Below are 12,808 nucleotides of genomic sequence, written 5' to 3'. Positions count from 1 at the left end.
TTTAAACCGAAGCAATCAGATATAATGTTGGTCCATGAAATTTCCCAGTCATCTTTCTTTGTAATAAGCTATAGAAATTTGGATCTTTCAGATTGAAATAAGGCATACTTTTTTCACGAATCTTTACATTTTTAAATCCATATAATTTAAAAATTTTTCGAAGAGAATCCATTGTGAAATAGTTTAGATGTATGGGTGGACCGCTTTGAAATAACTTATTATCGCTATTCTTATAATTCAAACGTTTCTCATAATTTGGAACAGACAGCATAAGAGTGCCATTTTTATTTAAAACATTTTTTAAAAGCTCTAGGCAAAGATTTAAATCCTGAATATGCTCTAAAACCTCCCACATCATAATAACATCAAATTTATCAGTAAAGCCTTTCATTACTCTAAAATCATCGTTTATAATATCTAAACCGAATGATTGAGCTCTTGTAGCTATTTTTTGATCTATTTCTATTCCTTTATAAAAAATATCTTCGAATTTTTGTTTTAAATATAATCCTACCAGTCCATTACCAGACCCGACTTCTAAAACCCTATCACGATCATTTATGGTTTTTGATATCAAGGTTTTTCTATTATAGCCTATATTTAATTTACCTGAGTGCATCTCATTTATTTCAGTAGTACTATGAACTTGATACTGAGATTTTGGACCTGAATTATATAACTTGTCATAAACCCTTATGAATTCTTCTTCGTTAAAAATAGAATTGCAAAATACCAAATTACAGCTTTTACATTTAACTAAGTTAAACTTAGAATTTTGGAATTCAATATGACAATTACAAACTTTACATCTCTCAAATTTTTCCATCATTTAAAATAAGAATAATTTGAAAACTTTAAATTTTCTTGAATAATTTTTAAAAATTCTAAAACTTTAGTTTTCGAAAAATCGCTTTTTATACTTTTTCCTAATGTCGTTGAAACATCAAAATACTTCTCTCCTCCAATTCCCATATCAAGCCCATAAGATGCCAAAGGCAAATTGGAAGAGTAAGCGGCAACTGCAGCTAAAACCAAATTATTAAATCCAGAATTTACACCGAAATGTTCATAACCCCATTTATGAAACACATCTATTAGACTATCATTAAGCAATTTAGAATTGAGATTATTTGAATCATTTGTAATTAAAAATTCAATTTTCTCTCTTTTATAGGTATTTAAATAATCCCAGATTAAATTTCTTTTATAACGAGTCTTTTCGTTTACATAAAAATAGAATAAGGTAGTTAGCCAATTTTCACTAGCCTCAAATGTTTTAAGATACTTATAGAGGTAAAAATCGTCATTTACAGTATAAACAAATTTACATTGCGATTTTCCCAAAAGTTTTAAAGCGTTATTACAGCAAAAATATAAGGTGTTTTTATTCCAATCTATGTGATTAGAAGAAGGACCGCTCGCCACAGCAACGATTTTATCAAACTGCTCTAATTCAATATAATCCAATATATGTCGAAATGATGAATAGTGACTGAATCGATTGGCAGGAGTAGAAACCGTTTTAGGATAAAATTTATATTTATGGTATAAATGGATGTAGTTCCTTTTGGAAAATAAAGATTTAATATTCATTTTTTTGAAATTAACAGTCCGAAAAATCGCCCCATAGCCTCTGTAAAAGCTTCTTTTTTCTTTGGAGTATTTATCACATTACTCAACCTAATAAATGCTAGCAAAAAAGATATTTTATAATAAGTCAACTTGGCCGAAAAACTAGGATTCGGATTTTTTATTTTCCAAATATAATTGCCGTTCTGGCTAACCATCTTTCCGTATTTAAATTGATTAGGTCTTCCCGATTCTTCATGGTAATGATACAATTTCGCAGCCGTATTTACATATAACGCACCTAACTTAGACAATCGTAAACAAAAGTCCATATCCTCATATAAACCGTATCCTTCAAAATATTCTGAAAATTGAATTTTAGAAAAGACTTCAATTTTAAAAGACATAGCACATCCCATAAAAAATTCTACTGGATAGGTTTTACCAGAAGGAGGCAAAAAGCCAATGGAAAATCCGTGCGAAAACTCCGGCATTATTCCGGGAGGTTTATCGCTGAGTAAATTTAATTTTTTACGCAAAATATTTCTACTGCCTAATGTTCTTTTCCAGCCATCAAATTCAAATTCGTTAAATTCAGCTCGTTTTTTTTCTAATCTCTCCCAAATTATATGTTCTTCAATAATATAACCGCCTACACCTAAAGCATCTGGATATTCCTGATAAGTTTCGATTAACTTTTCAAAATAATCGGGTTCAAGCACCACATCGTCATCTAAAAAACAGGTAATCAAACTATCATGGCTTATTTTATCTATTCCAAAATTTCTTTGTCTGGTTAAACCTCGATCTTTTTCAGCAACCAAATAATATTCAATATTTCTAAATTCATGTTCAGCAAACAGATTCTTAGTTTCCAGATTTGTGGAACCATCTACAATAATAATCTGATGAGGATATAATTTTTGTTCGCCTATAGATCTAAGTAATTTTAAAAGTGCGTTGGGCCGCTGGTACGTACAAATTATAAGAGAAAACTTACTTTCCATTATTTAAACTATTTGTTAGCAATTTTTCGTGCCCAGGCTTCACTTGCTTCCCATCGCTGCTGCATACTTTTTTTGTACTTCAAAGGATTTCTGATATCCTGAACTTTGTAAAATTTAAACCATAAAATAAACTTGTACGCTCTTATCTGAGGTATTGAATAATTTTTCTGCATAAAAGTCATTACCGTTGGTGAAGGTTTGGGGATTGGTTTTGTTTGCTCCCATGGTTTTATAATTTTAGTTCTAAAACCGCCCATTGGTGCTTTTAAATGTACGATTTCAATTTCCGGATGATAGATTATATCCACTCCTTTATTACGTAATTGCATACCGAAATCCATATCTTCTCCATAACCAAATTCTAGTGCTCTGTCAAATTTCACATTTTGGAGAAGAGCTCGTTTAATAATAGCGTTACCAGCTCCAAAAGTCCCCCATTGTTTGGCATGCTTATACAATAAAACTTCAGATTTTGATCTATAGGCGGTTACTAAAATTTCTAAGCCGTATGTTTTTATCTTAGAAAAACATCCTTCTAATAAATTAGTATCAAATTTATTATCATCATCACAAAAAAAAACCCAATCTGCAGTTACCTTCTGTAGTGCTAAATTTCTAGCATTGCAAGCTCCCGTTTGATGGGTGAAAATATGATTAATATGAAATGGCCATTCCTCAGCAACAAAGTTAAAATCGCTTGTACTCCCTTTATCTGGATTTTGCTCAACTATAATAACTTTCTGCGGAAGCAAGGTTTGCCCTTTCAAATCCTCTAAAACATCCAATAAGTATTCTGGCCTACCAATTGTTGGAATTATCACGTCTATTGTATTATCGGTAGCGGGTTTAGAAGATTTAACTTCAATATCAGTAAAATCAATTTCAGTATTAAAAAAATTCCTTTTCAAACCAGATGAAGTAAAAGATAGTAAAGGATATATTTTTTTATAATGCACAAAACAAAATAATAAAATTAATCCTCTTGCCTTTTTATAAAATTGAAAAGTAAAAGAAAACAAATCCTTAGTTGTAGCTTTATATTCTAATTTTTTTGCTTTTTTTATAGCTAATTGCGGTGCATGATAACAAAATAAGCCATGTTGCTGGCCTAACCTGGCAATAGCATTTAATAAATATTCAAAATTCGATATTTGCTGAAATTCTTTTTTAAATTTTAAAATTGCCAAGGCATAAATCCCTCCAATATCGCTGCTCATTAACCAGGTGGGATAAAATACTGACCGATTTATGTTTGCAAAAGGAAATTGATCTACATACCCAATATCTTCGCTAAAAAAGCTAGTCTTAACTGCACAGGAGGCCATTATTAGGTTATGATGAAAAACTTTAGTTAAAGCTTCTTCGTTTATATTATTTTGTTGCGCTTCTTCAATCCAAATAATTTTTTCTGTAGGGAAATCTTCAGCCAGTTTCCAGAAAACTTTTGTTAGATTTCCTGTATAGCCATCTAATTGCATTTCACCTTTATAAATAGCGCATACTTTACTGCTATTTTGATGAATTAATTTAATCATGATTTTGTGAGGCTAAAATTTCTTTATAAAATTTGATATTTTCAATAGCTTTTTTTTGAATATCGAATCTTTCTTCAACCTTTAATCGAGCATTTTTTTGAAGTTTTTCTCTTAAAAGATCATCTTCAAAAATCTTATTTATCGCATTTGCAAAGGCATCATGATCTGCCGGATGTGCCAATAATCCATCTTTGCCATGATCTATTATTTCCTGTGCCCATCCGATGTTGGTATTTACCACTGCCTTTTGTAAAGCCATCGATTCTATTGTAACCATTCCTAAAGTCTCTGCATAGGATGGAAAAATACAAACATGTGCATTTTTAATATGATTTTTCACTTCAGAATAAGGCATTTTACCTAAATACTCAATCCCAAAAAGTTTTTTTTCTTGTATCTTTTGCTGAAGTAATGCCCAGGTTGATGTACTGCCTGTTTTTATATCTGCACTATCGCCGCCTACCAATAGTAATGTTGCTTTTGGATATTTTTGCTTAACTTTTTCGAAAATAGCAGGTAATTCTAAAACTCCCTTTTTGCGAATTAAGGTACCTAAATATAAAATTGTAAATGCTTCAAATTGTTCTGGATTTTCATTACTGAAATGCTCCAAATTTAATCCATAATGAATGGTTTTTATGGCTTTGTTTTTAATATGAAACAATTCTTTTGAAACATTTCCGGCAAAAGTTGTGGGAGCAATAAAAGCATTTGCATTATTTACCGCCTGCTGTTCAAAAAATCGGTTTTTGAATTTTTGGGGACGCTTTTCTAAATGGCAGAAATAGGTATCACTACCATGAAATCGCATTACTACAGGAACCGAAAAGTTCATAAAAGCTGTAATCCCCGTCCAATCCGGAACTTCCAACACATCAATATTAGTGTGCTGAATACAATTATTCAACCTTTTATTTATGTATTTTCGATAGCAATAAAATCCGCCAATTTTATAGGTTTTTTGTTTAATACAGTAAAAATGAATATCATTTTCTTCAAATTCGGTATCCTCTTTCTGACCATATACAAAAACACTAATAGTTACCCCTTGTGCTTGTAACGATAAAACCAAATTTTGTAAACTACTTCCTAAACCACCAGAGTGACTTATTTTTGGGTGTGGATATTCAGGAGTTAGAAAACCTATATGCATTAGTTCAAAATATTTTTGATAGTTTCCCAAATCGCTAAAGAGGACGTTTTTGGATGTTTACCTGCCACCACTGTAAACCAAATTTGAGCCTGAGCTACAATAGGTTCTGGTTTCGCTATTAAGTTTTCCAAACTAGCTTGCAAGCTTTGCTTGGAGTTAGCCCATGCCACTGCATTTTTAGATGGCATCGATCTAAAATGTACATAGTTATAATTTTGACCTATATCTCGGATGCCTTTTTTCAATTGCGGTTGCTCATAATTGATATAGATGCATGGCTTATTATGAATTGCAAAATCGAAAACCATAGAAGAACAAATATTCACTACAAGTTCTGAATGCTCACAAACTGTTGCTAACAATGAAAAATCGTAAGGTTCAGGAAGTATGGTATTCCATTGTTTCCCCATCGCTTTCCAGGCCGGTGCTATTTCCGTAATTTCCTGTTTGTATTTTTCTATAATTTCTTGATACCTTCCTGTATGATCTACCGGAGCTTTTCTAAATATAATTCCTAAGTTATAACCTTCTTTATTAAGATTTTGTACTGCAATGGCTAAATCTTCTAAATAATATTGATCTAGTGGCGAGGTTGTAGTATCGTCTCCTGAGAAACAGATATACCTTTTTGATTCATCTAATCTGTAATCTGCAAAAAACTTAGCTTTAGGTATAATTAAATCAGGATTAAAATGAGGCTCAAATTGAGGTGTTCCGGTAACAATAACCTGATGATCTTTTAGAAATGAATAATACTTCAGCATTTCAGCTTTCATCAAATCGCTCCACACAAAATAATAATCGGTATCCACCACTAACATCGCCTTAGGTACATTATCCCAACTATAAATAAACGTAGCCGTGAGAATTCCTAAATCTTTAGCCGCTAATAAAGCACTAATAGCCTGGGTAGAACGCTGACTGGTGCATAATATTAAATCGGGTTTATACTTTTCCAGTTGCTTTTTGCAATATTCATATTTAGGATTTTGTCGTTCTAATTTATCAATACGTTTTTTAATTGCAGCTAATCCTCTTTCAGAATTATGTTTTGCAATCAAAAATCGAGTTAGAAAACTACGTGTAGCTTTCTTAAAATTGCTGTATTCAAAAGGGAATTTATAGGTCTGATACACCAAATCATCGAATTCCTTATGCCATAAATTAAGTTCTATTCGTTTCCTTGCTCTAGAATAAACAGGCGTAAGTTTATGCACACTATTGGGTTCGATTTTAACCTCTTCTAACCCCAATTGTTCTTGTAAAGGAAAAACACTATTATTCCAATACACCACGTCCATACCTAATTGTTGGCCCAAGGTGTTAAAATTGGTATAGGCGAAATTCCGGAGCCCTACACCGTCTGGAAGAAAAACAAAAACCTTTATAGCCATTAATCTTTTCTGAATTTCAATTTTTCTCGTTGTACTTCTTCAATTTCTAAAATATCTTTCTCTTTGAACGTTAAGGAGTTATAAACCGCGCTTAAATCTCGTTTTAATTTACGCATCCCTGAAGGTTCTAACGAAGCTGCATGATCAGTTCCCTTCCAGGTTCGATCTAAAGTATAGTGTCGTTCTACCACATTAGCTCCCAGGGTAAACGCGGCAACATCTACTGCGATTCCTAAATGATGGCCGGAAAACCCGATATGCTTTACCTTATCTTCATAAAGTTGTTTCATTCTCGTGATTTCTAATAAACAAACGTCTTCAAAAGGAACTGGATAACCCGATGTACAATTGTAAATTACTAAATCTTTGTTTCTACCCTTTTTCGTGAAGAAATCAACTAGATCTCCTATTTCGTTTTTAGTAGTCATTCCTGTAGAAATATGAATTTCGCCGGAATAATTTTCGCACAACCAATTCAACATCTCATAATGATTATTACAAGCCGAAGGAATTTTAATAAAATCAGGTTGCAAGCTGGCAATTTCTTTTGCTGAAGTTAGATCCCATACTGAAGTGGAGTACGTGATTTCCATTTCTTCACAAAAATCTTTCAGTTCTTGATGTTGTTCTACCGTAAACTCTAAAAATTCACGATGTTCACCATACGTATCTCCATACGCATTTACCGGATTAGGATGCGGTGCGTTATACTGACTTTCAGTTAGCAATTCTTTATTATTCCGTTTTTGAAATTTCACGGCATCTACTTTGCAAAATATCTTGGCTACTTTAATAAGCTCTTTTGCAATTTCCATATCGCCTTTATGGTTGCACCCAATTTCGGCAATTACGTAAGGTTCTTTATATAGGTTCAAAATCTAGTATTATATTTTTTTATGAATTGAGCTGCTTCGCGAATAGCTCCTTCTCCTGATTTTTTTGCCAGATTCACATCGGCAATTCGTTTGATTTCATCCATCGCATTTGCCGGAGCAAAACTCCAACCTACACGGCACATATTCGCCAGATCATTTACATCATCTCCTACATAGGCCAAACTATTTATCTCTACATCATTTTTCAAGCAATAATCTTGAAGCAATCCGAATTTATCTTTTGCTCCTAAAAAGACTGTATCGATTTTGAGTTTTTTCATTCTGGCAGCAACCAAGGCAGAATTTTCTGAAGTCATTACCATAACTTTTACATCAAATTGTCGTAGAATTTCTAATCCCATCCCATCACGCATATCAAAAGATTTAGCAAGTTCTCCGTTTTCAGAAAATAGTACTTTTCCATCGGTAAAAACCCCATCTACATCTAATACCAAATGGGTAATTTTAGTATTCTTTTTTTGCTGTTGTAAATTGGTTGCCAAAAGATTTTCAACAATATTCCAATCGGCTTCAGTATCAATTTCAGTATAAGAAATTTCAGGCATTTCAAAAGGAACAATTACGCCACTTATTCGATTTCGGCTAGTCTGAAGGGCTTTTTTTGTGGTACAATATACCGCTCCATTTTCAACTAACAAGCCTTCGAAATCTTGCCTTCTTGGCCTATTTTTATAATCATAATTGATAGATTCTCCATTATTATTCCAGATAAAACGATGGGTTTTCACTACGCTTAATGAAGAATCGGCTCCTTCTTCAATTTTTAAAAGACCTTCGTTTATATGCTCAGCTTTAGTAAATGGAGAGGTCGCTTGTAATAAACAGAATACATTAAAATTATATTCAACAGACTCACAATAGTCTAGCATTGCAATTTCTGTTGAAGCAGTATCGTTAGCCGTATTTTCGGGACGTAAAACTGCTTTCACTTTTGAAGACCACTTAAATTGATTTTCGATAAATTCGATAATTTCAGTATCATCGGTAAAAACGATTACCTCATCAAGCTTTGAGAAAATAGCTTCGGTAAGCACCCAGCAAAATAAGGGTCTTCCCAACATTTTTCGTTTATTTTTACCCGGAATCCCTTTGGAGCCTTTTCGTAATGGAATAAAACCTATAGCCTTCATTAATCTGTTAATTAAATGCTAATATACTATTTATAATTTGGGTGTAAATTTATTTCGACGAAACCTAAAATTACTCCGCCAATGGTCGAAAAGTGGCGATAAATGGTTGATTTATTTCCTGAATGGGCAAGATTCTAATAAGCCATTTTTTAAGGCTTCCAGCACTTCAAAATCTGGTGATTTTGGATAAGTTTCAAATAAACTTTCTAATTCTGAAAACGTATATGGTTTTTGTCTAATTTCAGGTTGATAAAATGGAAGTTGAACCGATTCCATATAATCCTGATATTTAACATCATCACCAAATACTTTATCTGAAAATTTTTGCCAAACTGCCGGTATACCATAAGCATGACTCACAATTATACCATGTAGCGAGGAAGAAACTACACGCTCACAGGCTAAAATTTCTCGGGTAGTTTTTTCAACATCATTGGTCATAAAATCAATAAGACAAACGCCGTCTATACCAGAAATTAATTTCTTTGCCAATGTGTAATCATTGTAGTGGGGAATAATGCCAATTTTATAGATTTTAGCCCTCCCAGGTGTGTAAAAATCAGGCAGCAAAATGGCCGGATCGCCATACACTTCGGGAACCTGATAGCCTTTTTCTATTAAATATTTTCTTGTTTGTGGACCTCGTACTGCTACAAAAGTAGCATCTTTTATATGATATTCTTTACTTATAATTCCACTACCCCAAACAATACATTTTTTATTTACATGAGTTAAAATACTTCCGATGGTTACATAAATTGGTGAAAACAAATCTTTATAACTATGCTTTTTTGGCCAGGCAAATTCGACCTGCTTTCCTGATATTTTTTCTACCAGATATTTACCCAACATATCGCCATAATTCTCTTTACATTTATGCTGAATTTTACGCTCGTTCCACCAGAAAAGTCGGATTTTAGTTGACATTTTTATTTTCTTTGATTGATTTCAACCTTTTAACTACCATTTCCAAAACTTCTTGTCTAAGGATTTTTGCATATTTTTGTCCCCTTTCAAATATGCTATTATAGACTTTGATACACTTGTTGAGTCTTAACCTATACTCATCTTTTGAAAGAGCATTTATAAAACTAAAAAGTTCTTCGGCATCCTTGAAATCAGCATAATCTATGAAACTTTGCTTAGGAAACAATTCGTAAGCATTAGTGTTTTCAGAATAATATATAGGCAAACAGTAATTTTCAATACTATTCCATATTTTTTCTGTCATATAATTTGGGAAAGCTGTATTTTCAAAACAGAGATTAAAATTATAGTTGCTTAATATTTCTTTTTTTCTAGTGGGCCAACCACCTGTTCGTGAGTCTTCAATAGCAATATTATTAGGCCAGCCTTTTCCATAGACATCTAAAACCCCCAGTTTATCTCCGACAAGCGCAATTTCTGACCGTAAACCTATTAAATCAATATTCTTTCTGTTGAAAATTAATTTCGGAGCATTTATACCGTTATAATAAGACATTAAAGCAACTGTCTTTTTACTTTTGAATCTAAATTCATTTCCTAAATAGTTCAATGATCTGTTCATCATTTTAGCATGAAATGATAAATTTTGCAGGAAAACGTCCTTTGTGTAAATATTCATATGATGGACTTTTATAAATCCAAAATGTCTAGTTACCTCTGTAAATGACAAATCAAACCTAGGCTCATTAGTCCACAGTAAAAATTTCATTCCAGATAAACCACGAAAAAAATATTTTTTTAAGTGTCTAATTGTATCGCTTACAATAATATCCGCATCTTGAACATTTTCTACAAACTTTATATTATACTGTTCAAAAATATTAAAATCTCCTTCCTCAAAATTATCGAAAGGAGTATACGCCATTTTAGATGCTTTAAAAATTTTAATCATTCATTACATTTATATAATTCTGGATACATAGCTTCCTTATATTACAATAAGATAATGCATCTTTAATCTGTGTATTATTTTTTGTAATAGTTGAATCTAATGATTTAGAAATCAAAATTGCTATTTCTTCAACATCCTCACAATCGGAAATAAGCAAACCATTTTCACCATGAACAATAATTTCCTCTGTAACTCCGCCCGGATTAGACTGGATAGGAAATACATCCATACAAATCGCTTCTAATAATGTATTGGGCATTCCGTCAGAGTTACTATTCCCAATATAGATTTTGGATTTACCCATTAGCTTAAAAACCTCAGTGTGGGAAATTTTGCCTAGAACTTTAAAGCTATTCCAATTTATTAAGTCTGTTTGGTTTACCCATCGAAAAACTTCCGGATCGGCTCCAAAAACGACAATTTGATACGATTGAAGTTCTCCTTTCAATTTTAAAATAGCTTTTAATACCGGGATTGCTCTTCCCGATCGTCCATGATAACCTTTAATCAAAATAATATTTCTTTCTTCTTTTGATTTTTTATAGCTATTTAACTGTTCTAAATGAAATCCTCCGCCACCGGGAAAAACACCTAAAAATTTTCCGGTAAAACCATGATTTTCGGCTATTTTAAAATCTCTCTTACAATCGGTCATCAAATAATTTACACGCTTAAGTACCTGCTTAATATCTGCTAAATAATTGGCATTATTTTGAAAATAGAACAAATCGCTTCCCCAGGAACTATACATCCATTTTAAGTTCTTATGATTTTGCATAACCGATAAAATTGGCGTACAGGAAACATACAGCGCAAAACTATGCACCAAATCTGGTTGAACTTCAGCGATAGTTTTTTCAAATTCCTTAGAAAGATTACGTTCATTGTATCTTGAAATAATCTGATATAATTTGGGGAATTTTGATTTTATAAAAATACGCCCCGGAAAATCCCAAGACATTTTCCAATTGGTGATTTGATGTACCCAGCTAATTCGTTTTACATTATTCCCGGCTCCGGTAATATCAAACCAATATACTTCAAAATCGCTATCTTTTAGCTGATCCACCCATCTAAAAAAATGCAAACTAGGCATCGCCACCATTAGTATTTTTTTCCTGTTAGGCATCGGGTACTATTTTTAATAGTATTTCTTCATTTTCCCAATCGATATTATAATGATAAAGGGCTAAGCGATGATGCTGAATTATTGCTTCTAAAAGTGTATTATTGACTCCTTCTAGCGAATACGTTCGTATATGTTTTTTACCGCTAATTTTTTTTATCTGATTTTTTATTGATTTTGAACGAATATCAGTTGTAATTTTAATTTCGGAGGCTTTTTTTAAACAAGGGAAGATACCAACAATAAAGGCATCAAATTGAAAACATTCAGAACTGATTTCGTATTTATGCATCGGCTTTTGTAAATCCTTCAATTTGGTTATATCAGGTATTTTACCCCATTCAAATTCGCCATTGGCCTGGGTTGTTTTATGCTGATCTTGAAAAGTCATATACCGATGATTAATTTTTTCAAGATTGGTATGGAAAGGAAAATTACTTTTTTTACTTCGGTACTGCTTCGGGTGCCACTGATGTTTTACTAAAATTTCTTCATCGTAAAAATGTACCGAATATCCCTCATTTTTTAATCGTAAATGCACATCGGTATCTTCTGCTCCCCATCCATGATAAAACTCATCGTAGCCGTTTATTTTTTTCAATATTTCGGTTTGGTATAAAGTAATACCGGTAACGTCTTTATTACTGCTAAAAGAGACCTTTGAATTTTCAAAAATTAGATTTTCCCCGGTTGTTTGCCGATCTAGAAATCCAGTCTTAAAATAAACTATTCCTTTTTCTTTATAAAGCTGTTTTGTTTTCTGAACGAAATTTGGATGAAATAATAAATCTATATCGGCTACGCATAAAAGCGAAGAATTACACTTTTTTAAAGCGATATTAATGGCCCTGCTTTTATTCCATAGTTGTCCATAAGCAGGCACATAAATATATTCTAAAAAATCGTAGGATTTTATGAGTTTTTCCAGCTTCAACGTAAAGCTTTCTGAACTTCCATAATTTACCAGAAAAACTTTAAAATCCTGATCGTTTTGAACTTGTAACGATGTTAAACAGCGTTTTACAATTTCTAATTCACGATCACGATATGTTAAAATGAGACTAAGCATTAAAGGTCTTTATTAAAGAATCTAATTTAAAATAGTATTTATTTATAGGA

The 12,808-nt window shown here is 32.3% G+C and carries 12 protein-coding genes; all 12 read right to left on the bottom strand.

Annotation, left to right across the window (positions count from 1 at the left end; translation table 11 throughout):
- Window position 1: 1 nt before the first annotated feature.
- Window positions 2-829, bottom strand: a complete 828-nt coding sequence (locus tag BM201_RS15060) for a class I SAM-dependent methyltransferase (RefSeq protein ID WP_092544092.1) — start codon at window positions 827-829, stop codon at window positions 2-4.
- Complete coding sequence (locus BM201_RS15055; RefSeq protein ID WP_092544090.1) at window positions 826-1,593, bottom strand: hypothetical protein; 768 nt, start codon at window positions 1,591-1,593, stop codon at window positions 826-828. The genes BM201_RS15060 and BM201_RS15055 overlap by 4 nt, the downstream gene beginning before the upstream one ends.
- A complete protein-coding gene (locus BM201_RS15050) occupies window positions 1,590-2,576 on the bottom strand; it encodes a glycosyltransferase family 2 protein (RefSeq protein ID WP_092544088.1) in 987 nt (328 codons plus the stop codon). The genes BM201_RS15055 and BM201_RS15050 overlap by 4 nt, the downstream gene beginning before the upstream one ends.
- Window positions 2,577-2,584: 8 nt before the next feature.
- Window positions 2,585-3,793 carry a glycosyltransferase family 2 protein gene (locus BM201_RS15045; protein ID WP_175487061.1) on the bottom strand — a complete coding sequence of 403 codons (1,209 nt, stop codon included), beginning with the start codon at window positions 3,791-3,793 and terminating at the stop codon, window positions 2,585-2,587.
- A gap of 310 nt (window positions 3,794-4,103) precedes the next feature.
- Complete coding sequence (locus BM201_RS15040; protein WP_092544263.1) at window positions 4,104-5,264, bottom strand: glycosyltransferase family 4 protein; 1,161 nt, start codon at window positions 5,262-5,264, stop codon at window positions 4,104-4,106.
- On the bottom strand, window positions 5,264-6,658 hold the full coding sequence (locus tag BM201_RS15035) for a glycosyltransferase family protein (RefSeq protein ID WP_092544084.1): 1,395 nt from the start codon (window positions 6,656-6,658) through the stop codon (window positions 5,264-5,266). Before BM201_RS15035 ends, BM201_RS15040 begins: the two co-directional genes overlap by 1 nt.
- Window positions 6,658-7,533 (bottom strand): N-acetylneuraminate synthase family protein, encoded by an 876-nt coding sequence (locus BM201_RS15030; RefSeq protein ID WP_092544082.1) that lies wholly within the window; start codon window positions 7,531-7,533, stop codon window positions 6,658-6,660. The genes BM201_RS15035 and BM201_RS15030 overlap by 1 nt, the downstream gene beginning before the upstream one ends.
- Window positions 7,530-8,684 carry an acylneuraminate cytidylyltransferase gene (locus BM201_RS15025; protein ID WP_092544080.1) on the bottom strand — a complete coding sequence of 385 codons (1,155 nt, stop codon included), beginning with the start codon at window positions 8,682-8,684 and terminating at the stop codon, window positions 7,530-7,532. The genes BM201_RS15030 and BM201_RS15025 overlap by 4 nt, the downstream gene beginning before the upstream one ends.
- Window positions 8,685-8,795: 111 nt before the next feature.
- A complete protein-coding gene (locus tag BM201_RS15020; RefSeq protein WP_092544078.1) occupies window positions 8,796-9,611 on the bottom strand; it encodes a polysaccharide pyruvyl transferase family protein in 816 nt (271 codons plus the stop codon).
- The gene (locus BM201_RS15015) at window positions 9,601-10,563 is read right to left on the bottom strand and encodes a glycosyltransferase family 10 domain-containing protein (protein ID WP_092544076.1); all 963 of its coding nucleotides are present in this window, start codon (window positions 10,561-10,563) and stop codon (window positions 9,601-9,603) included. Before BM201_RS15015 ends, BM201_RS15020 begins: the two co-directional genes overlap by 11 nt.
- On the bottom strand, window positions 10,556-11,692 hold the full coding sequence (locus tag BM201_RS15010; RefSeq protein ID WP_245758665.1) for a glycosyltransferase: 1,137 nt from the start codon (window positions 11,690-11,692) through the stop codon (window positions 10,556-10,558). The genes BM201_RS15015 and BM201_RS15010 overlap by 8 nt, the downstream gene beginning before the upstream one ends.
- Window positions 11,685-12,758 (bottom strand): glycosyltransferase family 2 protein, encoded by a 1,074-nt coding sequence (locus BM201_RS15005; protein ID WP_092544074.1) that lies wholly within the window; start codon window positions 12,756-12,758, stop codon window positions 11,685-11,687. The genes BM201_RS15010 and BM201_RS15005 overlap by 8 nt, the downstream gene beginning before the upstream one ends.
- Window positions 12,759-12,808 lie beyond the last annotated feature (50 nt).

This window comes from Zunongwangia mangrovi (assembly GCF_900112105.1).
In the GTDB taxonomy this organism is placed as follows: Bacteria; Bacteroidota; Bacteroidia; order Flavobacteriales; family Flavobacteriaceae; genus Zunongwangia; species Zunongwangia mangrovi.
Note: the sequence above shows the minus strand (reverse complement) of the source record. Positions and strands in the feature narration are given on the sequence as shown.

What these genes read in the sequence shown, in the direction of transcription:
- BM201_RS15025 (WP_092544080.1), bottom strand. Translation starts at nt 8,684, where the DNA reads ATGAAGGCTATAGGTTTTATTCCATTACGAAAAGGCTCCAAAGGGATT.
- BM201_RS15050 (WP_092544088.1), bottom strand. Translation starts at nt 2,576, where the DNA reads ATGGAAAGTAAGTTTTCTCTTATAATTTGTACGTACCAGCGGCCCAAC.
- BM201_RS15040 (WP_092544263.1), bottom strand. Translation starts at nt 5,264, where the DNA reads ATGCATATAGGTTTTCTAACTCCTGAATATCCACACCCAAAAATAAGT.
- BM201_RS15055 (WP_092544090.1), bottom strand. Translation starts at nt 1,593, where the DNA reads ATGAATATTAAATCTTTATTTTCCAAAAGGAACTACATCCATTTATAC.
- BM201_RS15005 (WP_092544074.1), bottom strand. Translation starts at nt 12,758, where the DNA reads ATGCTTAGTCTCATTTTAACATATCGTGATCGTGAATTAGAAATTGTA.
- BM201_RS15035 (WP_092544084.1), bottom strand. Translation starts at nt 6,658, where the DNA reads ATGGCTATAAAGGTTTTTGTTTTTCTTCCAGACGGTGTAGGGCTCCGG.
- BM201_RS15060 (WP_092544092.1), bottom strand. Translation starts at nt 829, where the DNA reads ATGATGGAAAAATTTGAGAGATGTAAAGTTTGTAATTGTCATATTGAA.
- BM201_RS15045 (WP_175487061.1), bottom strand. Translation starts at nt 3,793, where the DNA reads ATGAGCAGCGATATTGGAGGGATTTATGCCTTGGCAATTTTAAAATTT.
- BM201_RS15015 (WP_092544076.1), bottom strand. Translation starts at nt 10,563, where the DNA reads ATGATTAAAATTTTTAAAGCATCTAAAATGGCGTATACTCCTTTCGAT.
- BM201_RS15010 (WP_245758665.1), bottom strand. Translation starts at nt 11,692, where the DNA reads ATGCCTAACAGGAAAAAAATACTAATGGTGGCGATGCCTAGTTTGCAT.
- BM201_RS15020 (WP_092544078.1), bottom strand. Translation starts at nt 9,611, where the DNA reads ATGTCAACTAAAATCCGACTTTTCTGGTGGAACGAGCGTAAAATTCAG.